At 66.2% G+C, this 24,596-nt stretch carries 21 protein-coding genes and 1 tRNA gene; 16 read left to right on the top strand and 6 right to left on the bottom strand.

The window, feature by feature from the left end:
* Window positions 1-398: 398 nt before the first annotated feature.
* Window positions 399-1,340 (bottom strand): DUF5996 family protein, encoded by a 942-nt coding sequence (locus tag ACSTA4_RS09745; RefSeq protein WP_444963257.1) that lies wholly within the window; start codon window positions 1,338-1,340, stop codon window positions 399-401.
* 538 nt (window positions 1,341-1,878) lie between these two features.
* Here ACSTA4_RS09745 and ACSTA4_RS09750 point away from each other — a divergent pair.
* From ACSTA4_RS09750 to ACSTA4_RS09760, 3 genes are all read left to right on the top strand, one after another.
* Window positions 1,879-2,535, top strand: coding sequence for a hydrolase (locus tag ACSTA4_RS09750; RefSeq protein ID WP_013152152.1), 657 nt, complete (start codon window positions 1,879-1,881; stop codon window positions 2,533-2,535).
* Window positions 2,536-2,663: 128 nt separating this feature from the next.
* Window positions 2,664-2,972 carry a GNAT family N-acetyltransferase gene (locus ACSTA4_RS09755; RefSeq protein ID WP_444963258.1) on the top strand — a complete coding sequence of 103 codons (309 nt, stop codon included), beginning with the start codon at window positions 2,664-2,666 and terminating at the stop codon, window positions 2,970-2,972.
* A 245-nt stretch (window positions 2,973-3,217) separates the two neighbouring features.
* Complete coding sequence (locus ACSTA4_RS09760; protein WP_444963259.1) at window positions 3,218-3,556, top strand: hypothetical protein; 339 nt, start codon at window positions 3,218-3,220, stop codon at window positions 3,554-3,556.
* A 33-nt stretch (window positions 3,557-3,589) separates the two neighbouring features.
* On the opposite strand, the gene ACSTA4_RS09765 is transcribed toward ACSTA4_RS09760, so the two are convergent.
* Together ACSTA4_RS09765 and ACSTA4_RS09770 are read right to left on the bottom strand one after the other, a co-directional pair.
* Window positions 3,590-3,997 carry a hypothetical protein gene (locus ACSTA4_RS09765; protein WP_444963260.1) on the bottom strand — a complete coding sequence of 136 codons (408 nt, stop codon included), beginning with the start codon at window positions 3,995-3,997 and terminating at the stop codon, window positions 3,590-3,592.
* Window positions 3,998-4,230: 233 nt separating this feature from the next.
* A complete protein-coding gene (locus ACSTA4_RS09770) occupies window positions 4,231-4,692 on the bottom strand; it encodes a TetR-like C-terminal domain-containing protein (RefSeq protein ID WP_444963261.1) in 462 nt (153 codons plus the stop codon).
* Here ACSTA4_RS09770 and ACSTA4_RS09775 point away from each other — a divergent pair.
* A complete protein-coding gene (locus tag ACSTA4_RS09775; protein WP_444963262.1) occupies window positions 4,678-5,607 on the top strand; it encodes an oxidoreductase in 930 nt (309 codons plus the stop codon). The two genes, ACSTA4_RS09770 and ACSTA4_RS09775, sit on opposite strands and share 15 nt — an antisense overlap.
* A 111-nt stretch (window positions 5,608-5,718) precedes the next feature.
* Here ACSTA4_RS09775 and ACSTA4_RS09780 read toward each other — a convergent pair.
* A tRNA-Val gene (locus ACSTA4_RS09780) sits at window positions 5,719-5,808 on the bottom strand.
* 173 nt (window positions 5,809-5,981) lie between these two features.
* On the opposite strand from ACSTA4_RS09780, the gene ACSTA4_RS09785 reads away from it, so the two are divergent.
* Both ACSTA4_RS09785 and ACSTA4_RS09790 read left to right on the top strand, forming a co-directional pair.
* Window positions 5,982-6,698 (top strand): DUF2637 domain-containing protein, encoded by a 717-nt coding sequence (locus tag ACSTA4_RS09785; protein ID WP_212643327.1) that lies wholly within the window; start codon window positions 5,982-5,984, stop codon window positions 6,696-6,698.
* A gap of 433 nt (window positions 6,699-7,131) precedes the next feature.
* A complete protein-coding gene (locus tag ACSTA4_RS09790) occupies window positions 7,132-7,887 on the top strand; it encodes a DUF5131 family protein (RefSeq protein WP_212643328.1) in 756 nt (251 codons plus the stop codon).
* On the opposite strand, the gene tcmP is transcribed toward ACSTA4_RS09790, so the two are convergent.
* Window positions 7,884-9,002, bottom strand: a complete 1,119-nt coding sequence (gene tcmP, locus ACSTA4_RS09795) for a three-Cys-motif partner protein TcmP (protein WP_212643329.1) — start codon at window positions 9,000-9,002, stop codon at window positions 7,884-7,886. The two genes, ACSTA4_RS09790 and tcmP, sit on opposite strands and share 4 nt — an antisense overlap.
* Before the next feature lie 972 nt (window positions 9,003-9,974).
* Window positions 9,975-10,538 (bottom strand): maltokinase N-terminal cap-like domain-containing protein, encoded by a 564-nt coding sequence (locus ACSTA4_RS09800; protein WP_444963263.1) that lies wholly within the window; start codon window positions 10,536-10,538, stop codon window positions 9,975-9,977.
* 1,058 nt (window positions 10,539-11,596) lie between these two features.
* Between ACSTA4_RS09800 and ACSTA4_RS09805 the strand changes: the two genes are divergently transcribed.
* The 10 genes from ACSTA4_RS09805 to ACSTA4_RS09850 all read left to right on the top strand — a co-directional run bounded on the left by ACSTA4_RS09805 (window position 11,597) and on the right by ACSTA4_RS09850 (window position 24,105).
* A complete protein-coding gene (locus ACSTA4_RS09805) occupies window positions 11,597-13,987 on the top strand; it encodes a molybdopterin-containing oxidoreductase family protein (RefSeq protein WP_444964137.1) in 2,391 nt (796 codons plus the stop codon).
* A 775-nt stretch (window positions 13,988-14,762) separates the two neighbouring features.
* Complete coding sequence (locus ACSTA4_RS09810) at window positions 14,763-15,236, top strand: hypothetical protein (protein ID WP_444963264.1); 474 nt, start codon at window positions 14,763-14,765, stop codon at window positions 15,234-15,236.
* Entirely contained in the window at window positions 15,233-16,006 is a 774-nt protein-coding gene (locus tag ACSTA4_RS09815; protein ID WP_444963265.1) for an SDR family NAD(P)-dependent oxidoreductase, read from the top strand. Before ACSTA4_RS09810 ends, ACSTA4_RS09815 begins: the two co-directional genes overlap by 4 nt.
* Window positions 16,007-16,065: 59 nt before the next feature.
* Complete coding sequence (aroA, locus tag ACSTA4_RS09820) at window positions 16,066-17,382, top strand: 3-phosphoshikimate 1-carboxyvinyltransferase (RefSeq protein ID WP_444963266.1); 1,317 nt, start codon at window positions 16,066-16,068, stop codon at window positions 17,380-17,382.
* Entirely contained in the window at window positions 17,379-18,974 is a 1,596-nt protein-coding gene (gpmI, locus tag ACSTA4_RS09825; RefSeq protein ID WP_444963267.1) for a 2,3-bisphosphoglycerate-independent phosphoglycerate mutase, read from the top strand. The genes aroA and gpmI overlap by 4 nt, the downstream gene beginning before the upstream one ends.
* Window positions 18,971-20,113, top strand: coding sequence for a phosphonopyruvate decarboxylase (gene aepY / locus ACSTA4_RS09830; protein ID WP_444963268.1), 1,143 nt, complete (start codon window positions 18,971-18,973; stop codon window positions 20,111-20,113). Before gpmI ends, aepY begins: the two co-directional genes overlap by 4 nt.
* A 55-nt stretch (window positions 20,114-20,168) precedes the next feature.
* A complete protein-coding gene (locus tag ACSTA4_RS09835; RefSeq protein ID WP_444963269.1) occupies window positions 20,169-21,074 on the top strand; it encodes a phosphate/phosphite/phosphonate ABC transporter substrate-binding protein in 906 nt (301 codons plus the stop codon).
* A 53-nt stretch (window positions 21,075-21,127) separates the two neighbouring features.
* Window positions 21,128-21,943, top strand: coding sequence for a phosphonate ABC transporter ATP-binding protein (gene phnC, locus ACSTA4_RS09840; protein ID WP_444963270.1), 816 nt, complete (start codon window positions 21,128-21,130; stop codon window positions 21,941-21,943).
* Between the two features lie 77 nt (window positions 21,944-22,020).
* On the top strand, window positions 22,021-23,670 hold the full coding sequence (phnE, locus tag ACSTA4_RS09845; protein WP_444963271.1) for a phosphonate ABC transporter, permease protein PhnE: 1,650 nt from the start codon (window positions 22,021-22,023) through the stop codon (window positions 23,668-23,670).
* A gap of 273 nt (window positions 23,671-23,943) precedes the next feature.
* Window positions 23,944-24,105 (top strand): hypothetical protein, encoded by a 162-nt coding sequence (locus ACSTA4_RS09850; protein ID WP_212643340.1) that lies wholly within the window; start codon window positions 23,944-23,946, stop codon window positions 24,103-24,105.
* Window positions 24,106-24,596 lie beyond the last annotated feature (491 nt).

The raw sequence follows: 24,596 nt of genomic DNA on the forward strand, positions 1-24,596 counted from the left end.
TACTAACCTGACCTGCGTCGGCTCAGACGAGAACCAAGTCCGGGTCGGCCTACCGCCGGGCTGGCGGAAAGTGATGTCGGGCCCCCGCTGTGTGATCCTGGCGAAGCCCACATAGTAGGGGCGGGAGCTGGTGTAAGACCGATGGGCGGTACCCCGTCCCCCGCCGTTAGTTCGGGTCGGCAACCGGCAACGAAGCAGAAAACTCAACCCGCGAGGGAAGAACCTCCCTGCTTCAGCTGGGGGAGAAGTCAAGGGCGCAGTGTAACGAAGAAGTTGACACCTTATCCACCTGGGGCGAAGCGGCCCAGGTGCGGCCCTCCGTCGATCCGGGCCCTCCGCAAGAGCGGAGGGCCCGTCGACGGGGGCCACCACCACGGCCCGGTCCGTCCCGTCGTTCCTCAGGACGCGGGGGTGCCCTGCCACCGCAGGGGGTCGTCCTCCAGCGCGGAGCGGTCCCAGTTCCCGAGGTTCGCGGCGGCCTCGTAGGTGGTGCGCAGGAACTCGGCCACCGCGCGGTCGGGGTCGGGCGCGGTGCGGGCGGCCTCGTAGGGCAGCAGGAACTGCTGGAACTCGGTGCTGTAGTACGCGCCCTCGGGGCCCACCGGCTGGTCGGCGAACCCGTCGGGTGCGGGGTAGGCGTAGGAGTAGAAGGCGCCCTCCTCGCCGCCGCCGGGCCAGAACCCGCAACTGGACAGTTCCCGGGAGTAGCCCTCGACCATGACCCAGTCCCCGCAGTTGGGCGCTCCGCCCGGGTGGGGCGGGGCCGTCCGCCCGGAGAAGCGGGTGCAGGCCAGGTCCATCGCTCCCCAGAAGAAGTGCACCGGGCTGACCTTGCCCACGAAGTGCGACCGGAACTCGCCGATCACCCGGTTCGCCTGGAGGAGCTGGCGCCAGAACAGGGCGGCCGCCTCCCCGTCGTAGGAGGCGTGCTCGTGGTCCTCGGCGAAGGGGATCGCGGGCTCGACCTCGTTGGGTCTCGGCCGGATCGGGGCCTCGATCCCGAGTCGGCCGAGCGTGTCCATGATCCGGGTGTAGAACTCGGCGACCGGCATCGGCCGCAGCGCGAAGCTCCGCTCGCCGCCGTCGCTGCTGCGGATCCGGAGCTGGTGGCCGACGAAGTCGAACTCGATCTCGAAGGCCCCCGTGCCGTACGGGACGGCCGAGGTCGTCAACCCGCGCGGGCTGACGTAGAGGGTCACCTGCCACCAGTGGTTGATCAGCGGAGCGTGGGCCATGCGGATCTTGCCCACGATCTGGGTCCACATGTGCAGGGTGTCGCGGGTGGGGGTCCAGTCCGAGACCCGCAGGCTCGGCCAGTTCGCCGCTGAAGGGCTGGTCATCGCTCACTCACTTCCTTCTGTGCGCCAAGGGGCGGAGGCGGTCGTGCGCCGCGGACGGGCGTCCTGGCCCCGTCCCTCCCGGAGCGAGGCGGGCCGCGGTCCTGTCGGCCCCCGCCGCACCCCCGGCGGCCGACGGCCTCCGGAGGGGCGGCGCCCCGCGCCGCCTGTGGGTGCGAGACCCCCGCTGGTCGTTGATACATCATCCGGACAGTAGGTGACAAGTCAACTTGCTGGTAGGCGATCCGCGTTCGGTGGCGCTGGCGGATCCAGGGTCCGATTTGGTTGACACATCATCCAATGATGCTAATTTTGGTGATGCGTCACCTAACTCGGCGGAGACGCGCCGTCACCGACGCGGAGGGCCGTCTCCCATGCGGAGAGGTCGCGCTGGTCCGCGCAGCGGTGTCGGCCGACGCCGCGTGACGTCGGCCGGTACGGGCGGCACGGGCACGGGCGCGTGCGCCCGTGCCGCCCGCACGGCGGCCGGCGGTGTCCCGGCCGAGCCCCCGGAGTACGAAACCCCTGAGAGGAACCCCCTGTGAGCACCAAGGCCAAGAACGGACTCCAGGCGCTGCTGACGCCGGAGGAGAGCATCCTCGTCCTGATCGACCACCAGCCGTTCCAGTTCGCCAACCTCAACAGTCACGAGCCGTCCATGGTCGTCAACAACACCGTCGGCCTCGCCAAGGCCGCCAAGGCGTTCGGCGTTCCGACCATCCTGACGACCGTGCTGGAGGAGCGCGGCGGCTACCTCATCCAGGAGCTTCAGGACGTGTTCCCGGAGCAGAAGCCGATCGACCGCACGTTCATCAACACCTGGGAGGACGAGCGCGTCGTCGACGCCGTCAAGGAGACCGGCCGGAAGAAGGTGGTCATGGCCGGGCTGTGGACGGAGATCTGCCTGGCCATGCCGGCGATCCAGGCGGCGGGCGAGGGCTTCGAGGTCTTCGCCGTCACCGACGCGTCGGGCGGTGCCACGGCGGAGTCCCACGACATGGCCGTGCGGCGCATGGTCCAGGCCGGCGTGGCGCCGATCACCTGGCTGGCCGTGGCGGGCGAGTGGCAGCGCGACTGGGCCCGCGAGGAGACCATGCAGGGCATGGTCGACGTCCTGACCCAGCACGGCGGTGCCACCGGCATCGCCTTCGCCTGGGAGACGCAGATGCTGGCCAGCCGCGCCGCGAACGGCGCCTGAGGACACGACCGCGCGACGGGGCCGGTCCGCGGCGGGCGCGGCCCGTCCCCGGCCGGTCCCGTCGCCGACGAGGACACCGCCGGTCAACGGCGTGAACAGGCTGACACACCAACACGAGGGGAGGACCCGTGGCGGTCCAGGTGGGCGACGTACCCCAGGCGAAGCGCTATGAGGCCCGCGTCGACGGAGAACCCGGGGTCGCGGGCGTCGCGGAGTACATCCGCACGCCGGAACTCGTCGCGTTCGTGCACACCGAGGTCGCGCCGGAGTACGAGGGGAGGGGGGTCGGGTCCGCGCTGGTGCGCACTGCCCTCGACGAGGCGCGGTCCGCGGACCTGCGCGTGCTGGCGACCTGCCCCTTCTTCGCGGGCTGGATCGCCCGTCATCCCGAGTACCAGGACCTGCTGTACCGGTCCCGGAGCAGGGTCAGCGACTGAACGGTCGTGCCTTCGGGCGCCGGGACGCCGCGCGGAACCCCTCCCTGACCGGGCCGACCGCCGACGGCCGTCCCGGCGTGTGAACACGTGTGCGCGTCGCTGACTCCGCTGAGCGGCGCCCGCCCACCAGCCTCCGGACGGACAGGTACCGGTTCCCGGACCGAGGGCCGCGAGGGCCCGGGCGGGGAACGGCGAGGCGGTCCGGACCGCCTCGCCGTTCCCCGTGTCCGGGGCATACTGGTGCCATGCCTACCCCCTTTCGTCCGATGGGCTGGGTCTGCGCTGTCCTGGTCCTGACCGGATGTGCTCCCGACATGACCCCCGAGCAGGAAGCGGTCGCGCGTGAGGTCTGCCTCCACGCCGGTGAGGTGGACAGTTCTGCTGAGGCCCAGGCCCGGGGTGAGGCCTACAGCGTGCTGGTCGCCACTGCCATGGCCGCGATCGGGGTCGAGGAAGGCCCCGGTGACCTGCCTCCCGGCCTGTACGAGATCTTCGAGGAGGAGGACTTCACCGGGTCCTACGACGCGGTCCCGCGGATCCTCGACTGGTGCCGTGACAACGATCTGCCGACCACGGGGAACTGACCCGCGGGAGTCACGGCGAGCGGTGGAACGAGGTCAGAGGCCGTGAAGGTGGAAGCCCCGGCTCCGGTGGAGCAGGTGCAGCGTGTTGGCGACCAGCAGCAGTGGCAGGGCCGCGAACACCAGTCCCAGCCAGAAACCGGCGATCACCGCCCAGACGGCCAGGGCGAGAACGAGCACCAGTAGGAGGAGTTGCAGCCCCACGGCGGACACGTACACCGCACGGCTCGGTCGTCCAAGCAGGTATCCGCAGATCAGGCAGGCGGCACCGTAGACGGCCACGAGGGCCACCAGCGCGGTACCGGACGAACCGGTCTGGCCGCAGGAGGCCAGTCCGGCGATCAGGAACAGGCCGCCGGTCACGTACATGGAACGCCGCGAGGACCGCGCCTGCGTCGGCGGGGGGACCGGAGGGGTGGGGTGGGGGGAATCCGAAGGGGGCATGCTCCCATGTTGCCACCCCGACGCTCTCCGTGGCGGCGTACTTCCCCGACGTAGGGAGACCGTGGGTACCGGTCCGCCGCCACCTGCTCCTCCCGGGTCGCCGGTCCGAGCCCGGGGACTCTGGAGCGCGGTCGACTGGGACTTCGCCGCCCAGCAGTTCGCGGGCCTGACTTCACCATCGCCGAACACGCGCTCGTTCGGCTGGCCGTCCCCGACATCGATCCCGGGGTCTGTCAGTCGAGGACCCGGTCGACGACATCGGCGATGAACTCCTCTGTCGCCGCCTCGCCCTCGTAGGTCACGCGGACCAGGACGGCGCCGACGAGCATGGCGAGGGAGGGGTCGACATCCCGGCCCGGGAGGTGCGCGTCGAGGACGTCGCGAATGCCTTTCGTGGCGGTCTCGTAGAGGCGGTCCCGGAGTTCGCGTGCGACCTCGTTCTGTCCGGCGCGCTCGATGACTCCGGCCATCAGTTGGTCGTAGCGGCGCTCGGACAGGGTGAGCGCGAACCTCCCGAGGAGCGTGCGCAGGTCCTCACGAAGGTTTCCGCTCGGCGTCGGGCTCGTGGAATCCTCGCAGATCCTGTCGATCCGCAGCCGGGCGATGTCGTCCTGGACGCCTCCAGCGACCTCGCGCCCTTCCGGGCATGGGCGGGGGCGGCGCCGAACAGTTCGCTGTGGATGCAGATCAACCACCCGGGTCGCGTGGTCCAGCGCGACACCGGTTCCAGGGCGCTCGCCCCCTCGGCGGTCCCGGTGAGGGTCGGCTCGCTGTCCAGGCTCTTCGCCGCTCCGGTACCGATGACCGAGGACGACATCCACGAGATCATCGAACGCTTCGCCACCACGGCGGCGCTGGCGGAGGAGTCCGGTTTCGCGGGTGTGCAGATCCACGCCGCGCACGGCTACCTGCTGGCCCAGTTCCTCTCCCCGCTCGTGAACGTGCGTGAGGACCGGAGGGGCGGGTCGCTGCGCGGTCGCGCCCGGCTGCTCCTGGAGGTGGTGACCGCTGTCCGCGCACGCGTGTCAGCGGGCTTCGGTATCGCCGTCAAGCTCAACTCCGCGGACTTCCAACGCGGAGGCTTCGATCTCCACGACGCACGCCAGGTCATCGACTGGCTCAGTGACAGCGTCGACTTCGTCGAACTCTCCGGGGGGAGCGTCGAATCACTCGCCACCGCGGGGCACCCCGCGGACGGACGCACCCTCGAACGCGAGGCCTACTTCCTCGAACTCGCCGGGGAACTCGTCGAGCACGCTTGGGTGCCCCTCATGCTCACCGGCGGCATCCGGCGGGGGCGGGTCGCGCAGGACGTGCTCGCCCGCGGGTTCTCGCTCGTGGGTGTGGCGACCGCGCTGGCCCAACAGCCCGACGCCCCTCGGCGCTGGCTCGCGGGCCAGGACGCCGAAGTCGAGCCGCCGTGCACGCTGGCCCGCTCCGAGCCCCTGCGTGCGGCGGCCGTGCAGGCGAGCATCACCGCACGAATCCACGATCTGAGCCGCGACAGACCGGAGCGGTCCGTGCCCCCGCTCGCTGCTCTCGTTCTGGACCAGTACCGGCGTTCACGCGCGATTCGTCGCCACCGGCGGGTGGGAGCGCCATCGCCCTGATGAGGCCTGGAGCTCCCGGGGAACCCGCTTCGGAAGCGGTCTTCCGGATGTCTCCCGCTCAGGGGCCCCGGAAACGACTCAGGCCGGAGCGTGTGCTCCGGCCTGGGAAGGTGGTGGGCGATACAGGATTCGAACCTGTGACCTCTACCGTGTCAAGGTAGTTCCGGCTCCGCAGCGACCTGCGCCGATGAGCATTCGCCCAGGTCGGAGGGTTCCGTTGAGGGATCTTCGCGGCGGTTGGGAGCCGTTGGGAGAGGTTCGCGTCTCCCAGAAATCTCCCAGTGCGGGGTGGGAGACGGGTGTCTCCCACCCCGCCCGGCAAGGTGTTTTCGGCCCTGTGAAGGTTCCTCGGTCACCGGGAAAGGGTGATCGGGATGGAGTCCTCCCGCTGGTCACGATGGGTCACCATCGCGGCTGTTCTGCTGCTCGCGGGCATCGCCGCGGTGGTGTCCTACTCGCACATGTACGAACTCGCGCTGCGCCACGGTGAGCCGGAGTGGCGCGCGGCCCTGTTCCCGCTGTCGGTCGACGGCATGATCGTGGGCGCGTCGATGACGCTGCTGAGCGATGCCCGCCACGGTCGGAAGGGCAGCCTGCTGCCCTGGACACTGCTGATCGTCGGCTCCGGCGCGTCCCTGGCCGCCAACGTCGCGGTCGCCGACCCCACGATGTGGTCGCGGATCATCCACGCCTGGCCGAGCTTTGCGCTCATCGGTGCGTACGAGTTGCTCATGCGGGAGTTCCGCGCAACCGCTCGGAGCGTACGCACTGCGTCCGCAGCCCATGAGCAGGCCATGAAACCGATGTCGGGGGTGAAGAGCCAAGTAGCCCAAGGCCCAACCGTCTCGGGTGCTTCGAAAGCCACCGGTCTCCAGGCTGTGCATGGTAGGGATGCCGAGACCACCGCAGGACCCGCCCTGTCACCGTTTCAAGACCGAGCTTGGCAATGGGCGTTGGAACAGCAGCGAGAGACAGGAGAGCTGCCGAGTGGTCGAGAGATCGCGTCCCACTTCGACCGCAAGGAACGTTGGGGGAGGCTGGTCAAGCAGCGAGGACTGCGAGGAGGAGGCCTCCTCGCCCAAGCCGGGTGAGAACCCTTCCCCAGGCTGGTGGAGATCCGCCGCATGACACGAGGCTTCTCAGCACGTCGCAAAGTCGTGCTTTGGTAACCACCGGATTAACTGTTCGTCTGCTAGCTGCACTGTCCGCGTTCTTGTGCTCTTGGGGCGTCGCTCTGCTGGTATGGAAACAACGAAAGCCATCCAGACAAAGGTGGACTCTGGGAGACTGGGTAGTGGCTGTGGGCAACAGCCTCGCGGGCAGCCATCGACCGGACAGTGGAAACCGACGAGGGGTGACGCATTGCGAGAGACCTGTGTAACCATCTTTCTGGGGTCCTTTGCAACAGGCATCACCTGTTGTTAATGTACGGACAGTTGTTCGAATCAAACCTTGCTCATACTGACTGACCGGCCCGCAGCTGGGGTCGCTTGCCCTTATCCGTCTTTGAAAGCTGGTGCCGCTGTGGCAGAACGAAGCTCGATCGAGTGGACCGAAGCCACCTGGAACCCCACCACCGGCTGCGACCGTGTCGCCTCTGGCTGCGACAACTGTTATGCCCTCACCCTGGCCAAACGTCTCAAGGCCATGGGTGCGGAGAAGTACCAAAACGACGGCGACCCACGCACCTCAGGCCCCGGGTTTGACGTGACCATCCACCCGCGAGCTTTGGACATCCCACGCAAATGGAAGAGCCCGCGTCTGGTCTTTGTCAACTCGATGAGCGACCTGTTCCACGCTCGGGTACCCAAGGACTTCATCACCCAGGTCTTCGCCGTGATGGCCGAGACACCCCAGCACACCTACCAGATCCTCACTAAACGCTCTCTGCGCCTGGCCCGCCTCGCTGATCAACTGCCTTGGCCGCCCAACGTCTGGATGGGGGTCTCAGTGGAATCGGCTGATGTGCTCGAACGTGTCGACCACTTGCGCCGAGTTCCTGCGGCCGTACGGTTCTTGTCGTGCGAGCCGCTGCTCGGGCCGTTGCCAGAGCTGAACTTGTCTGGCATCGACTGGGTGATCGCCGGTGGGGAGAGCGGTCGCGGTCACCGTCCCATGCATGTCGACTGGGTGCGCCAGATCCGTGACGCTTGCCAGCAGAGCTCCACCGCCTTCTTTTTCAAGCAGTGGGGCGGACGTACCCCCAAGGCCAATGGGCGCCTCCTCGACGGGCGTACCTGGGATGAGAAGCCGCAGTCTTCCGTGTTGGCCAAAGGCTAGCCGTAGGCCTCGGCATCACGAATGTCACCGGGGGAATAGAAGCGCACCCGGCACCCCTCCGGCCATGGCGTGCGAGCCGTGATCGGTTCGATACGCATCGCCAGTCCCCGCTGGGCGAGTCGGTCCAATACCTGGCGCAGGTGCCTGTCGACATACCGGTGCTCAGCTGCCTCCCGGGACAGCTGGGACCAGGTCCGTTCAGTGCCGGCATGGGCTTCGAGTGCGGCCTCCAGAGCGTCTACCACAGGGGAGTCAGCGAACAGGGTGTCAGCGGCTGCGGTGTCGGCCGAGGCACTGCGCCCGGTGTAGCTGTCCAGTTTCCAGCCGACCGGATTCCAGCACCTGAGCCCGGCTTCACTGTGGGTGGCCATGACCAGATGGTAGACCTCGGTGGTGTTGCTGACACGGACACCGAAGCTGCCCGTGAACAGGCCGAGCTGCTTCAAGCCCTCCTCGTAGGCCGAGGCGAAGGCAGCCTTCCTCGGGCCGTCCCCTGACACGGTCACTGCCGACTTCCAGTGCTCCCCACCGAAGCAGCGGTCCATGGTCCTGCCGTATCCGTCTTTTTCGCAGAACCGGTGCATGTACCCCGTGAAGAGGGTGAGGATGACTTCGTCCCGCCGGTTCTTGAGGCATCGGCGAACCAACTCGAAGGGAGCGTCCCTGATCTTGAACGGGTCGATGATCCACAGTACCGGGCATCCTGGACTGCTGCGCCGCGCGAGCGTGGACAGGTACTCCTGTTGTTCGGTGAAGACCCCGGGTGGCTGGATCATGACATTCAGGTTCGCGTCATGGGGAAGCTTGGCGAACTGCCGGTGCAGCTCCTCGACACGATCGTCTCGCTCTTCCAGGCATATCAGGTCGAGCTTGTTGAACCTCGGGCGCGAGCTGTGCTCCAGATAGGCCTTGGCAGCCAGGATAGGCGACCCCGGGGCTCCGTCTTCGTATATCCCCGGACCAGAAAATGCGTCTACGATAGTCGCCTTCGGGAACCTCTGCAGAATCTTCGCCATCCAGCAGTCCATATATTTGCGGTAGACGAGATGCTTTACCTGCAAGTGCGGATCGCTGGACCAAATCGTTTTGCTATTGAGCTCTTCCGATCGCTTCAACCCGAGCTCCTTGCGACTCGAATCAATTATGACAACCGATACAAGTGTCATACATAGAAAAGTTCGGGAGCAAGTATCACGGGGGCGAATGATAGTCTTTGTCAGGGGCAGGAGCAGATCGGACTGTACTTGACCTGCTACTTCTTGCCTTGGTCGCCCGACGTGACGGCCGGATGCGGTCATCTTGTTGACAGGTCTTCCAAAGACTGATGCGGATACGCTATGCATCGATGCGGCCCGCGAGCGGGGTTGTGGTGTGGTAGGCCAGATTTAGGCAGCCATCGTAGCGGTGGCGAGATCGGTGACGGCCACGATGAACCAGACTGGCAGCGCTGGTATCCGGCGATCGGCTGGTACCCGTAGGCATCCGATGGATGCAAGGTGTCAAGCCACGACCCCCAGCTCGAGTTCGAGCGGATTCGGGAAGGTGGTGGTCTCGTCGTAGGGAACGTCGTGCTGGAGGTAGTGGAACGAGCAACCTACTCAGTTTTTCGTTAGCTGTGTGGGGCTGGAGGGTGGATCTTCAACCCCAGGTGGGTCAGGAAGGACCATGGAAGCCGATCGTCTTCGCAGACACGATTGATGTCTCGTTTGACTGCGTCGCCGACCTCTGTCAGGTGGCACCAGCAGGATTGGCCAACTTCCGTGCCTTGAGGGCTGACCACAACATCTCCACGGGGTTGAGCTCGAGAGTGTAGACAGGTAGCCCTTCCAGAGTGAGCCAGTCCTGGCCTGATGCGTTCTGGGTTTTCCGGAGTCGAGTTTCTAGGTTCTGAGGCCACGTGTCCTCAAGGAGAACATCGTGCGACGTCGTAGCTACCCAGCCGAGTTCCGGTACAAAGTGTTGGTCCTGGTCGAAGCCGGACGTAGTACCGCGATGTGGCGCAGCCAGCTGGTGGGCGCCCCGATCAAGCGATCACTGCTTGCTTACGACTGCTGACCAGGACACACCAACCCCTCAGGACGGTACATCTAGACCAGCACCGCGACCACCGCCTGTTCGTCACCCCACCGGGCACGGAGTCGTCGTCTTCCCTCGGAGGCGGCTCCCAGGACACGCGGAAGCAGCATCTTCCCGTTCGGAATCAGTCGATCGGCGTCATTTGCGGTCTCGGGTTCACTGGAGACCAGGACCTGCTGGGGCCTCCGCTCCAGGAGGCGGCCTTCCTGCCAGACCTCCAGCTCCGCCTGTGCCTGCTCTCCGGCGAGGGCGCGCTGGAAGCAGGCGACGGCCACCGCGTCCTTGGTTCCGTCGTAGACCCAGCGTGTCCCCAGAGTGGAGTGCTCCAACGTGCCGACCAGGTGCTCTTCGTAACCGTGTAGGGGTTCGCCCCGGTAGGTCAGCGGAATGTGGAGCAGTCGTGCCCCGCGTCGAAGCAGGAAGGCCTCCACGCCGACCTCCCCCTCCGGGTCGTCGAACCTGTACTTGCCGAGGTTCTCGTCGCACCCCCGGCCCGCCCACGATTGGTTGTCCAACCAGGTGCTGATCAACGTCATTTTGCTCGGGGTGACAGTAGCTTTGTGAATGATCGCCATGGGCGCCAGTATCCGGCAGAAGTGTTCATGGAGGAAGCTGACTTCCAACCCGGTCCCAGCATCTCGATTGCAGTACAGGACGTCTGTCCTTCCGCTCTTTCTTTTCTGCCGGGGTCATGCTATTGGTCCCCGCCGGGAACCTTGGAGCGCCTCACCCCTGGGATCAGGGCGTGCGGTATCTGGCGTTGCGCTGGGCCCAACTGCTGACCAGTGCTGGCCTCGGCTGTCGACGTTCCGGCGAGGAGATGCGCCGTGCGGATCCGTGCTGAGCTTTTCCTCCGCGAGCCGGGGAAAGCGGCCACATGCCGTCCTCCGGCTCACTGTGATAGCAGAACCCTGAGTTGGCACGAAAAGACACCATCTCAAGATTCCCAGAAGGTACATCCTTTTAATGTCGCTTTCTTGGTGCAGGGTGTGGTACTGGAGCAGAGTCAGTGCCAGAAGCACTGTCCTCTCTTGTGAACAGAGAGATCCACTGTGGCCGGATTCGGCCACAGCTTTGGTCTTTGTGCTGCTCTCCACCTTCCTTTGGGGCAGCCGTCCCGCCTTGGGCGGCTGTGACCTGTGCTCGAGTATCCGCGAAGCGGCACGGTGATCGACCATTAATTCATCCGACGCGGGATGGCAAACGCCTCATCATCCACGGGGCTTATCCCAATGTCAAACAACAGGGAAGAAGGCAGGTGTGTGCGATAACCGCGCCCTACGAAAGGGTTGCCCTCCGAACTGGAGGGTGGCAACCTGGTGTGGCTCCAGAGCCTCAGTCTTTCCATGGTGGGTTTCGGGCAGGTTTCTGGAGTGCAGGTGTGTCTTATAAAGATTTGGGCGAGATCAGTTCTTTTGGAAGAGGACTTGAAGTCTGTCCTCGTGCTTGCCGCCCATGCACCAGGCGTGGCAAAGGGAGAATCCAGATGTCAGTCGAAAACCCGGGGTCAAGTCGTCGTTCTTTCTTTTTCCAGAGCGGTCTCGTCGGAGGTGGTATGGCGCTGGGACTGCAAACTTCGTCCGCCCCGCCTCCGGCGTCTCTCTCGTCGGGGCCGAACTCCGGCCATGACGCAATGTCGAACGATTCCGTGGTGAGCGGAGGCGGGTTCGACTTCACCCAGGAATCTGCGGCACTATCTCCGGAAGAGATCGTCGACACCGCATGTCAGTTCTGTAATTCTCATTGCGGTATGAAGGTGTCTCTGAAGTCTGGACGTGTGATCGGCATCAGCGGTGAAGACGAGGACCGCGTCCAGGACGGAAACCTCTGCGTCAAAGCGAAGATGATGCCCGAGTTGGTCTACAACCATCACCGGATCACCACGCCCCTGCGTCGGGTCTCAGGACAGAAGGGCAGTAAGGACTCGCGTTTCGAGCCCGTCTCGTGGGACGAGGCGCTACGTGCCATCGCTGAGAAGATGGTGGGACTACGCGACGCAGGAGAGGCCCGAGCCGTCGCCAACCGCACCACCGGGCGTATGCCCCGGGGCTCCGCGGACCTGATCGCACGTTTGTTCTCGCTACTCGGCAGCCCCAACAACACCGACGTGGGGCCGGTCTGTAACGATGCCGGGGCCAACGCCCTGTCCAGCACCTTCGGGCTGGGTTACTTCACCAACGGCTACGGCGTGGACGAGGCCACGGGAGAGCAGGATCTCGGTTCGGCCAGGTACTTTCTGTTCCTCGGAACCAACCAGGCCGAAACCCACCCGGTCACCTTCGAGTACCTGCTGCGTGAGCGGGCCAGGACGGGGGCGAAACTGGTCGTGGTCGACCCCAGACTCACGCCCACCGGAGCCCAGGCCGACCTGTGGGTGTCCCCGAAACCCCACACCGACCAGGCGCTGGTGCTGGCGATCCTGTACCACGTCGTGGCGCAGAATTTGTATGACAGGAATTTCATCGACCGATGGGTGGTGGGATTCGAGGAACTGCGCCGCCATCTGGTCGACCACGCCTACACACCCGAATGGGCCGCCGATGTCACCGGTGTGCCCGCCCAGACCATCAAGCAGATCGCTGAGGAGTACGCCAGCGCGTCTCCTGCCGCCATCGTCTGCAACGCTGGTATCTCCCATCAACTCGGGGCCTTCGACACCTATCGCTGCCTGGCCTTCCTTGCTGCGATCACCGGCAACATCGGTCTACCCGGCGGTGGCTGCAACTTCATGCACAACACATGGCCGGGAAAAATGTACCTGCCTCCGCTCGAATCGACCGTTCCCGAGACAACAGAGGCGCTGCCGGTAGGTCCCGATTACTTCGCCGAGTCCATCCTGGAGAAAAATCCCTACCAACTCAGGGCCGTCATCACCCAGGGCAATCCACTCCTGTCGTCAGCGAATACCGCCAGGGTGCGCAAGGCGTTTGAGAAGCTCGACTTCTATGTCTATACCGGCCTGTTCATGGAAGAGGCAGCCTACTTCGCCGACATCATCCTGCCGGTGTGCAGCGGTCTGGAGATGGAGGGCGTCTACATGCGTCGGGACGATCGCGCGATCCGATGGCAGAACCAGGCTGTGCCGCGGGTTGGGGAGTCACGTCCGGACTGGGAGATCTGGATCGACCTCGCCCATACCCTGGAAGAGGTGGACACCAGCAGTCCCAGAGGTTATTGGGCAAACGCCTTTCCTGCCGAGTGGAAGGACTACCGAACCCTGTGGTCGCAGTTCGTGGCGCACACCCCGGGGATGAAGGGAATGGACGCCGAACGGATGAGCGCCAGAAGGGAACCCCTGCGCTGGCCCTGTCCCGGTTCCGAGCACCCTGGGGTGAGCACCCTCTACATGGATCACCCGAGCTGGTACGAAGCGGCTGATTCCTTGGGGGAGGAAAACAAGGGGAAACGCTTCCTCACCCCTTCGGGGAAGGTTGAAATCCACACCGAGGAACTGGAGGAGGCCCTGGCCAGGGCCGGCCACTCCGCTCTGCCGATCTTCTACACCCATCCCGAGGTAACCGGCGGGCACCCGACCATCGAATACACCAATGCCTTCGTCACCAACCCCCTCTACCCCCACGCCAACACCGTGAAGGTTCGGCTGGGCGTCCAGGCCCAAGGTGACGTGCACAGGGACTACCCACTGATGGGTATGACCGGCAGGCCCAGCGTGGTGCACTTTGCCTCGGTCACGCAGTGGACCCCCACGGGCAAACAACTCAACGGGGTACGCCTGATCCAGATCCATCCTCGAACAGCCCAGAGGAACGGTATCGCCGAGGGGGAACAAGTCCGTGTGGAGAGTCCCCGCGGAGCGGTCACCGGAACTGCTCTTCTCTGGGAGGGCATCCGCGAGGACACGATCTTTGTGCCCAGTACCTTCGGCCCCTCGCAGGCGGTCGGTGACGTCTCGGGTGCGGACCGCTACGAGTCCGCCAACCTGCTGACCGACGACCGCTATTTCGACAATGTCTCGGGGCAGCAGGCCTACAAGTGCTTCGCCTGCCGCGTCACCAAGGCGTAAACGGGAAAGCACCCGCTGTCACCCAGCAGGCAGTCCGAGCCGGGACTCCCCCGCCGAGAGAGCCTGGCTCTGCGACCTCACGGGTCGTCCTCCTCTCCCGAGCGCCACTCGGTCCGCAGGCTCATGGTGGCCGTCCTCGCTTCCTGGTTCCTGGGGGAGGCCCGCCTTCGCCGATGAGGCAGCGGATCCCGGGCGACTGCCCGAGCCCTGAGGTCGAAACACCGCTCCCAGGTGATCGGTCCAGGTCAAGGGACTTCCTTGTGGGTTTTTGCGACTACTCGAGGAGGAATGACTCAAGTTCGACTGAGGAATTCCTCAGTCGGACAGTGATCGGTGGTACTGGTGGCGGCCTGTTCGACCGGGTGCTGGGGAGGCCGAGGGGTGTGATCGAGCTATGCAACTCGTAGTCCCGGCCACCGACCCGGGGACGCCCTGCCCTGGGAAAACCCCTGCGGCGGGCGTCTCCTTGCCCGGCTTCCCTGGCCGGCAAGGTTCCGTGACGGAACGATGGCCGACAAACCACCATGAATCACCACCAAGGTGACATTTTTTAACTTTCTTTCCTCTTTGTTCTCTACTCTCACACGAGTCACAGACGACACCTTCGTCGCCTGTCTCCGTGGTCAGCTCATTGACAATTCTTCTGTTGATTCATACCTTCTCTCTCGCGCCTTCATCCGCCTGCTGAATTTTTGACCCTCAAGGTCCCTTGACAGTCAGCATCGTCATTGGATCCAATGTCGACGCAAAAGCCAAAGACGAAATACGGTAATCGATGACGAGCATCAAGGGTGAAACCGGATTGCGCCGCCAAGAGATGGTCTGCGAACCACTCGGGGTCAGTTATCCGTCCACCTGTGCGGGAAATGATCTGGATCTTTCCCACGTTCTCTCCCCTGCTGCATCCGTATCGAGTCCGGATTTGGGAAGCGGACTGCGAAGTGCTTTCCGCGTATCACTGAACGGCCTCAAGCGCACCCCGAACACGCTGGTCAGTCTGCTCGGGGTGCACAATCCCACCTCGACTCAGGCGGAGTTCACCGTTACCTCGTGCTTTCCCGAGGTGGCCGCGAGCAAGGCCCATTTGGCCTTCCTCGGCGGTTCGGTCGAGACGTCCGGGCAGAGCGGAGCGGATCTCCGTCTCCTCCTCCAGCCTGGAGCCCACGTCTGGTTGACCCAGACTGCGGTACCGACCGGGGAGCCGCTCTTCTCCACCACCTCTGTTCCGCGGAAGGACGCATACCGATGAGCTCTTCTCCGGAGGGGGTTCAGAGGACCGCTCTCGTCACCGGTGCCGGAAGCGGGATCGGTGCGGCCACCGCTTACCGGCTGGCCGACGAGGGCTACCGCGTCGTCCTGACCGGCCGCCGGGTCAGCGCTTTGGAAGAGGTCGCCAAACGCATCGCAGCGGACGGGAAGGCGGCCGATGTCCAGCCCATGGACGTCACCGACCCATCGGCCATCGCGGCCGTCGTCAACGGGTTGTCCCGCTGCGACGTACTCGTCAACAACGCCGGCGGCGCCATCGGGACCGAAGAGGTCGCGGACGCCGCCCCCGCCGACTGGCGCACCATGTTCGAGACGAACGTCGTGGGAGCGCTCGCGACCACGCAGGCACTGCTCCCGCTCCTCACCGAGAGCGGGAACGGGACCATCGTCGTCATCTCCTCGACCGCCGCCTTCACCGTCTACGAAGGCGGTGGGGGATACAGCGCCGCCAAGCACGCCGAACACGCCCTGGCCGGAACCCTGCGCCTGGAGTTGTGCGGCCAGCCCGTGCGCGTCGTCGAGGTCGCCCCCGGCATGGTCCACACGGAGGAGTTCTCCCTCAACCGCTACCGAGGTGACAAAGACCGAGCGGCAGCCGTCTACGCGGGGGTCGACCAACCCCTCATGGCCGAGGACATCGCTGACGCCGTGGCCTGGGCAGTCAGCCGTCCCGCACACGTGAACGTCGACCTCCTCGTCGTGCGGCCCCGAGCCCAAGCCGCGCAGCACAAGGTGCACCGGCGGAGCTGACATCCCACCGACCCGTACCGCGTATCACCCTCACCCCCGACCCAAGGATGGGCACCGCTGTGACACGTTCGACCCGCAACCCGATCATGGACCTCCCCGAGGTCGGCATCACCCCCCTCAAGGACCTCGACGCAACGGTCACCGTCGTCGGTTCGAAGAGCTACACCAACCGGTTCCTGGCGATCGCGGGACTGGCCCCGGAGCCGACGGTCCTTCGCCACGCACTGCACTCCCAGGACACCCTGCTCCTGGCCAAGGCCCTGCGCGCCTTCGGACACGTGGACGTCGAGGCCGACGCGGACAGCGAGACGTTCTCGGTGGTCCCCAACGGCCGCCCCATGCGTGCGCCCGACACCGCCATCGACATGGGAAACGCGGGTACGCCGATCCGCTTCCTGATCACCATGGCGGCCCTGGCGGAGGGCCGCACGGTCCTGACGGGCAACAAGCGCATGTGCGAGCGGCCCATGGGCCACCTCCTCGACGCGCTCGGCAAGCTCGGCGCTGAGGTCCGGAGCACCGCGGGCAACGGTTCGCCGCCGATCGAGATCGGCGGCGGCACCCTGCGCGGCGGCTTCACCCGCGTCGACGGCACCGTGAGCAGCCAGTTCACCAGTAGCCTGCTCATCGGCTCGGTCGGAACGGAGTCGGGCCTCGAACTCGTCGTGGACGGGGACCCCGTCTCCAAGCCCTACGTCGACATGACGATCGCCGCGATGGCCGCCGCCGGGGTCCCCCTCCGGCGGTCGGGGTACGAGCGCTACGCCGTACCGGGTGCCGTGCGCTACCGCGGGGGCGACATCACGGTGGAGTCCGACGCCTCGGGCATGTCCTACTTCCTCGCCGCGGCCGCGATCACCGGCGGGAGGGTCACCATCCCGGGGATCAGTCTCGACTCCGCGCAGGGAGACGTCGGCCTGGTCACCGCCTTCGCCGACATGGGGTGCGCCGACCGCTCCGACACCACCGGCATCACGTTGACGGGTGGCCCGCTCACCGGGATCGACATCGACATGTCGAACATGCCCGACGTCGCCCCGACCCTGGCCGTCGTCGCCGCTTACGCCCGCGGAACGACCCACATCACCGGAATCGGCAACCTGCGCGTCAAGGAGTGCGACCGGATCGACGCGGTCAGCACCGAACTCCGCAAGATGGGCGTCTCCGTCGACACCACCGAGGACACGATGACGGTCCACGGCGGCAAGGAGCCCCAGGGAGCGGTGATCGACACCTACGACGACCACCGGATCGCCATGGCCTTCGCCATCGCGGGTCTGCGCACCCCCGGCGTCGTCATCCGCGACCCCGCGTGCGTGACCAAGTCCTTCCCTGACTTCTGGGACCGCTTCGAGGCTCTGCGAGGCGACCGGTGACCACTCTCGCACCTGGCGTCCTTCTCGTCCTCGACGGCTGGGGGTACGCACCACCCAGCCCCGCAAACGCCCTCACCGCGGCCCGCACTCCGTTCCTCGACGCCTTCTCCGGCGGACCCAACGGGCGGCTTCTCGACGCCTCCGGGGCCTCGGTCGGCCTTCCCGAGGGAACCGTGGGCAATTCGGAGACCGGCCACCTGGTCATGGGGGCGGGCCGTGCCGTGGAGTACGACAGTCTGCGCGTCGAGCGGGACGTGTCCTCAGGTGATCTGCGGTCCCACCCGCTGCTGCGTGACATGTGTGCTGCGCTGGCACGGAACGGGGGAACCCTCCACCTGGTGGGCCTGTGCTCCGACGGGCGGATTCACTCCGACATCGGTCACCTTCCGGAGATCCTGCGGGCGGCCTGGGAGGCCGCGCTGTATCGGGTCCGGATCTGGGTGATCACCGATGGCCGTGACGTGGCCGACGGCACAGCCGCGCGGTACCTGTCCCGGCTCGCCGCCATGACCGAAGAACGGGGGGTCGGTTCGATCTCCGGAGTGGTCGGCCGCGACTACGCGATGGACAAGAGCGGGAAGGAGCACCTGACGGCCGCGGCAGCGCGGCTCCTCCTGGACGGCGACGCGGAGCACACCGCCGTCACCCCCCAGGACGCGCTGCTCCCCTCGGTCGGTGACGGAGCGATCCCGCCCACGGCCGTCACCGGCCTCTCGGGACACCGCGCACGCGTCGAGGACGGCGACGGCATCCTGTTCACCAACTTCCGCAGCGACCGCACGGCGCCGCTGGCGGACATGGTCGCGGACCTCCTCGCCGCGAGCGGCCGGGATCGGGTGCGCTTGCTGAGTCTGGCCCAGTACGACACCCGCACCGCGATCCCCGCACTCGTCTCCCGGGCGGACGCCTCGGGAGGACTCAGCGATGTGCTCGAAGAAGCCGGCGCACGGTCGCTGCGCGTCGCGGAGCCGGAGAAATTCGAGCACGTCACCTTCTTCCTCAACGGACGGGACTCCCGGCCGAGGAAAGGGGAGGAACACCTCAAGATCACCGGTGCCCCCGACGGGCCGGTCCACGAACACCCGGAGATGAACGCCGCAGGGGTGGCCGACGCCATCGCCGAAGCGTGCGGACGCGACGACATCGACCTCATCGCGGCCAACCTCGCCAACATCGACGTGGTCGGGCACACCGGAAACTTCGACGCGACCCGGCGCTCGGCCGAGGCCGTCGACACGGCGGTGTCGCGCATCCACGCAGCGGCACGAGCCGCAGGCCGGTGGATGCTGGTCGTCGGCGACCACGGTAACGCCGAGCAGATGCTGCGGTCCGCCGGAGACAAGGGTGAGGCCGTCCCCTACGGGGGACACACGCACAATCCCGTCCACTGCGTCCTAGCCCCGGCGGGCACACGGAGCGATGCCGTCTTGTCCACGGACCCGGCGGCGATCACCTCCGTCGCCCCGACCGTCCTCCGCCTCCTCGGGCTTCCCGTCCCCCCGCCGATGACCGCGCCCTCGCTTCTGCGGGAGCCCGTCCTCGACCCGGCAGCGCCGGGCCCGACCGGAGCCGCCCAGGAGGGACGACGATGATCTCCGCCGCGTTCTTCTGCGACGAGCTGGAGCGGCACGGCTTCGGCTTCGCCAGCGGCGTCCCCTGCTCGTACTTCGGTGGACCGATCTCCCTGCTGAGCCGCACTCCGGGCCGCTATGTCGCCGCGGCCAACGAGGGCGGTGCGCTCGCCACGGCCGCCGGTGCCGCGTTGGCCGGTGAACGCGCCTACATCATGTTGCAGAACTCCGGGCTCGGTAACCTCGTCAACCCCCTGACCTCGCTGATCATGACCTACCGGATTCCGGTGCTCACCTTCGTCAGCCTGCGGGGCTGGCCCGACCCAGCCGGCGACGAGCCCCAGCACGCCGTCATGGGACCGACCACCGCTCCTTACCTGGACCTCCTGGGCCTGCCGTACTGGATACTGCGCGCGGACGCCGACGAAGCACGTTTCCAGGAGATCCTGGAAGCCGTGACGACGGCGCTGGACGAGGGGCACGCGCCGTTCGTACTCGTGGAGAAGCACGCGGTCGACGCCGCGGCACCGGCCCGGGGGACCGCGCGCGGACACGCGGGCACCGACCGGATGGACAGCGTCGACGCCGTCCGCCTGATCACCAAGCTCATCGGTGACGCCCCGGTAGTCGCGACCACCGGCTACACCGGACGCGAGCTGTTCGGGGTCGAGGACAGGCCGGCCAACTTCTACATGCAGGGCTCCATGGGGCACGCGTCCTCGATCGCCTTGGGCATCGCCCTCAACCGGCCCGACCGCCCCGTCATCGCTCTCGACGGCGACGGCGCCGCGCTCATGCACCTGGGCGCATTGTCGGTGATCGGCGCCCAGGCGCCGCCCAACCTCGTCCACGTCGTGCTGGACAACGGTACCCACGAGTCGACCGGCGGCCAGGGCACGACATCGGACACCACCGGTCTGGAGAAGGTGGCTGCGGCGGCCGGATACGCCGACGCCAGGCGATGCGCCACCCCTGAGCAGCTCCACACGGGTGTCACCGCGGCGCTGTCCTCCCCGGGGCCGCACATGCTCGTCGTGCCGACCCTTGCGCGCAGCGGCCCCATGCCTCCGCGCGCGACCAGCACCCACCCGCCCGAGACCATGCGGGACCGTTTCGCGGCCGCGACGCGCAGATCCCCCTCGAGCGCTGTGGGCGACTGACACAGCTCGTGCCCCCAGCCACCTCGTCCCCCCTCTGACCGGAAGGGCTAGCACCATGCCCGGAAAGCTCTTCAGAACGACCGCGCTCTGCGCCGTGGCCCTCACCATCGCGCTGGCCACCGCCTGCGGCGGCGCCTCCAGCGCCGAAAGCGCCTCCGACCCCGACACACTCGTCCTGGGTTTGATCCCGAACGAGAACGCCGCTTCCTTGAACGCCTCGTACGAACCGCTCGCGGACCTGATCGCCGACGCCTCCGGCAAGGAGGTCGATCTACAGGTCATGACGAACTACGCCGCGCTCATCGAGGCCCAGCGCGCGGGCACCGTCCACATCGCCATGTACGGACCGTTCAGTTACGTCCTGGCGAGGGACTCGGGGGTCGACATCTCCCCGATCGGGGCCGAACTTTACGAGAAGGACGGCAACCCCAGCTACCACTCCTATATGGTCACCCAAGCCGACAGCGGAATCAGCGAACTCGCCGATCTACGGGGAAAGACGGTCTGCTTCGTCGATCCCAACTCCACCTCCGGACGCCTCTACCCTTTGGCCGGACTGATGGAGGCCGGTCTGAACGAGGGTGACTACACCGAGAGGTTCTCCGGCGGGCACGACGCCTCCCTCCTAGCGGTCCGGGACGGAGAGTGCGACGCGGGAGCCGTCCGTGACCTGCTGTACGACGAGGTCCTGCCGGAGCAGGAGGGCATCGACCACGACGACTACACCGTCATCTGGACGTCCGACCCGGTCGTCAACTCCCCTCTGGCCATCCTCAACTCCCTGGATCCCGAACTCCGCGACGCGATCACCGAAGCGGTGCTGGAACGGGGGAACGCCGACGCACTCGGAGTTGACGACATCGCCGGCTACTGGGGGTTCACGGAGGCCGACGACTCGTTCTACGACCCCATCCGCGAGATCTGCCAGATCACCGGGGCCGAAGCCTGCGAGACGGGATAGCGCACATGCGCACCGGCACCTCCCTCCACCCCCACCGACGATTCGAGGTTCACATGGCAGACCCAGCGGTGTTCGACGATGCCGACCGTGGGCCGGTCGTCTCACTGACACAGGTGACGAAGGAGTTCGACGGGGGAGTCACCGCGCTGCGCGGGGTCGGGTTCGATGTCCCGAGAGGGCAGATCCTGGCCCTGTTGGGCCGTTCCGGTTCCGGGAAGTCCACCCTGCTCAGGCATATCTGCTGTCTGCACAGGCCGACCAGTGGCAGCCTGCGGGTGCTGGGTACCGATGTGGCACGCGCACGTGGGTCCCAGCTGCGTCAACTCCGCCGCAGAACCGGCTTCGTCTTCCAGCAATTCAACCTTGTCGGACAGTTGAGCGTGCTGGAGAACGTGTGCAGCGGCGCGCTCGGGCGACTGGTGGGCCCCCGGCTCGGCCTGTTCTCCTATTCACGCGCCCTCCGTCTGGAAGCGCTGGAGCACCTCGACCGGGTCGGTATGGCCGATCACGCGTTCCAGCGCACGAGCACCCTCTCGGGCGGTCAGCAGCAGCGTGTGGCCATCGCACGAGCGCTGATGCAGCATCCGGCCATTCTCCTCGCCGACGAACCCGTCGCCTCGCTCGATCCGGACAGTGCTGACACGGTCATGCGGCTGCTGCGCGAGATCGCGCGGGAGAGGTCGCTGACGGTTATTGGCAGTCTGCACCAGGTCGACCTGGCCCTGGGGTGGGCGGACCGGATCATCGGGCTCCGCGATGGCGAGGTCATGCTGGACGCTTCCACGGCCACCCTGGACACCACGACCGCGATGGGTGTCTACAACACCGCGCCGGGAGTGGGAACGGTGGCATTGGACGCCACAGGATGATCGCGCCACCACCGGTACGCTCGCCTGTTCGCGGGCCCCTCCCGGAGGGCCCGCGGCGCCCTTCACGGAGCACGGGGGTGGTCCTCGGATTCCTCTGCCTGTTCGTCGGGACCGGCACCTGGTCGCTGAACTCCCTCGGAGTGAACATCGCGGCTCTGGTCCAAGGGGTCTCCAACGCCGAAGCGTTCATACGGCGGACCTGGCCCCTGTCCTTCCCCAGCGCTGAGGAGGTGCTTCAGCAGACCGGGATCACACTGGGCACCGTTCTGCTGGCCACACTGCTCTCCGTCGCGCTCAGTCTTCCGTTGGCCGTGTGGGCGTCATCGGTGACAGCCCCCAGTAGGCCGCACCGGCTCGCGTCACGTGGACTGATCGTGGCCGCCCGCGCCGTTCCCGACGTCGTCCTCGCCATCCTCTTCGTCCGACTGTTCGGGCTGGGGGCACTCCCGGGCATCCTCGCCATGGGACTGCACTCGATCGGAATGGTGGGCAAGCTCTACGCCGACGCGATCGAGCAGACATCGCCTGGTCCTCGGGAAGCCCTGAACAGTATCGGCGCCACCCGCGTCCAACGGCTCCTCACCGCGGTCGTTCCCCAGGCCCTGCCGTCGTTCATCGCGATCGGGCTCCACCGCTTCGACATCAACCTGCGGGTGTCGGCCGTCCTCGGAATCGTGGGCGTGGCGGGCATCGGTTTCGAGATGACGAACGCGTTCGCACGCCTCGATTTCGGGCTCGGGATCTCCTGGGCACTGATCCTGTTGTTGCTGTGCCTGCTGACCGAGATGGTGTCCGCCTCGATCCGAAGGATTCTCCTGCGCGGGTCCGGGGACGGCGAATTCGGTGCGCAGGGCTTCCGTACCCGGTTGTTCCCCGGACGCCCAGCCTCTGGCACGGACGCGCCATCCGCACCGTCCCTCACGGCCCTACCGGCGGAAACGGCACGACGGGTCTCTCCCCCCTTCGGCTTCGCCCGAGCACGCCGCTGGGTGTATGGCGTCATCGTCGTCGCCGCCGTGGTGGCGTCCCTGTTCGGTAGCGGTGCACTGGAGGCCAGGGCCTCGGCCGGCTGGACAGGATTCTTCACGACGTTGGGCCTGTTCTGGCCGCCCGGGGACGCGGGAATGCTGGACCGACTGCTGCTCGCCCTGGTGGAGACCGTCCAGATCGGTCTTGCGGCTACCTTCCTGGGTGCACTGCTGGCGGTGCCTGTCGGGACACTCGCCGCCCGGAACATCTCGGGCAACCACGCGGTGCACGGGCTGTTCCGAGGGTTCGTCCTCGTGGTCCGCGGGCTGCCGGAACTGGTCGTGGCCATTGTCTTCGTCGTGGTGATCGGGCTGGGGCCGGTGGCAGGGGTGCTCGCGTTGGCGCTCGGGTCCGTCGGCCTCCTGGGCAAGCTCGTCGCCGATTCTCTCGAAGAGGTCGATGCCGGGCCACTGGAGGCCATGTCCGCGCTCGGCTCGTCCAGGACCCAGCGCTACTTCACCGCAGTCCTTCCCCAAGCGGCCCCCGCACTCATCGGCGGACTCCTGTACCAACTCGACGTGAACATCCGGTCCGCGACCCTGCTCGGGCTCGTCGGAGCCGGCGGGGTGGGCTTCTACCTCCTGCAGGCAACGCAGACGCGTGAATACGAGGTCATCACCCTGATCACGCTCATGACATTCACAGTGGTCTTCGCCCTTGAACTGGTCAGCATGCTCCTGAGGCGTTTGGTCCGCTGAGACCACCGAAGTTCGATCAACTTCCATGGTTGACACCAGCGTTGGCTGTTGTTATTAATGGAGAGGAGAAAGACGTTCCCCATCCCAGAGGTCCATCACGACGCTCCGCAGGCCGGAAGGAATCCATTCGGGTACCGTCCTGGCGTGGACTCCCGTGTGCTGGGGTCCTTGACCCGGCCTCTTGTCCCAACGGTCATTCGAAGAGCGGGGCATCGATTTCCCTCTGGCGGACACCAGCGGTTCGTCGGAACGAAAACAGATTGGAGGCCAAACATGGCTGGAGGATTCTTCAAGAAGCTCACCGGCGGTGGCTCCAAGCAAGAGCTGGACAGCTGCTGCGGCGCCGTGAGCGTTACCGAGGAGGAAGAGGAGACGCCCCAGGCGGAGACCCCGGCGAAGGTCGACGTGAGGGCTGAGGAAACCTCCTCCCGCTAGGTCGACAACCGAAAAGAACTCTCGGGGGATCGTGGCAAGGTTTCCCTGGAAGTAATATCGACCAGCAGAAAAAAACAGCCTGCATCGATCAAGTGATCGGTGCAGGCTGTTTTTTCTGCCAGGTGCAACGCACAAGCCCTCTCGGTGCTGACGCCGTCAAGCCGAGATGTCTGCCTTCAGGTGTTTCCACGTGCGGAAACTCATCTCTGATCGTACCGAACGTGCTGTTCGAGGTACGCCGGGGGAAAGCATGTGCTGCACCCTCTGGACATGTCCGACATGTCGCCTCTAGGGTTCATCTCAGTCGAACAATTGCTGTTTCGAAGTCGCAGGGCCGCTGCCGAAGAGCGATCCTGATCACCGACACCCCCACCGTCCTCCCCGTCGGCCGAGAGCACTCCTCAGATATTTCGGAGTTTGCTCATTCGGAATTCATGTTCGCACTTCACTCCGCCGGGCGGCGGATCGCCCTGCTGCGGACGCGAACCTGT

It is taken from the genome of Nocardiopsis sp. M1B1, from assembly GCF_052466615.1.

Excerpts from the sequence above, each read along its gene's own strand:
- ACSTA4_RS09745 (WP_444963257.1), bottom strand. The coding sequence starts at position 1,340 with ATGACCAGCCCTTCAGCGGCGAACTGGCCGAGCCTGCGGGTCTCGGAC.
- ACSTA4_RS09760 (WP_444963259.1), top strand. The coding sequence starts at position 3,218 with ATGCCTACCCCCTTTCGTCCGATGGGCTGGGTCTGCGCTGTCCTGGTC.
- ACSTA4_RS09765 (WP_444963260.1), bottom strand. The coding sequence starts at position 3,997 with ATGCCCCCTTCGGATTCCCCCCACCCCACCCCTCCGGTCCCCCCGCCG.
- ACSTA4_RS09775 (WP_444963262.1), top strand. The coding sequence starts at position 4,678 with ATGCAGATCAACCACCCGGGTCGCGTGGTCCAGCGCGACACCGGTTCC.
- ACSTA4_RS09785 (WP_212643327.1), top strand. The coding sequence starts at position 5,982 with ATGGAGTCCTCCCGCTGGTCACGATGGGTCACCATCGCGGCTGTTCTG.
- ACSTA4_RS09800 (WP_444963263.1), bottom strand. The coding sequence starts at position 10,538 with ATGGCGATCATTCACAAAGCTACTGTCACCCCGAGCAAAATGACGTTG.
- ACSTA4_RS09805 (WP_444964137.1), top strand. The coding sequence starts at position 11,597 with ATGTCGAACGATTCCGTGGTGAGCGGAGGCGGGTTCGACTTCACCCAG.
- ACSTA4_RS09810 (WP_444963264.1), top strand. The coding sequence starts at position 14,763 with ATGACGAGCATCAAGGGTGAAACCGGATTGCGCCGCCAAGAGATGGTC.
- ACSTA4_RS09815 (WP_444963265.1), top strand. The coding sequence starts at position 15,233 with ATGAGCTCTTCTCCGGAGGGGGTTCAGAGGACCGCTCTCGTCACCGGT.
- aepY (WP_444963268.1), top strand. The coding sequence starts at position 18,971 with ATGATCTCCGCCGCGTTCTTCTGCGACGAGCTGGAGCGGCACGGCTTC.
- ACSTA4_RS09835 (WP_444963269.1), top strand. The coding sequence starts at position 20,169 with ATGCCCGGAAAGCTCTTCAGAACGACCGCGCTCTGCGCCGTGGCCCTC.
- phnC (WP_444963270.1), top strand. The coding sequence starts at position 21,128 with ATGGCAGACCCAGCGGTGTTCGACGATGCCGACCGTGGGCCGGTCGTC.
- ACSTA4_RS09850 (WP_212643340.1), top strand. The coding sequence starts at position 23,944 with ATGGCTGGAGGATTCTTCAAGAAGCTCACCGGCGGTGGCTCCAAGCAA.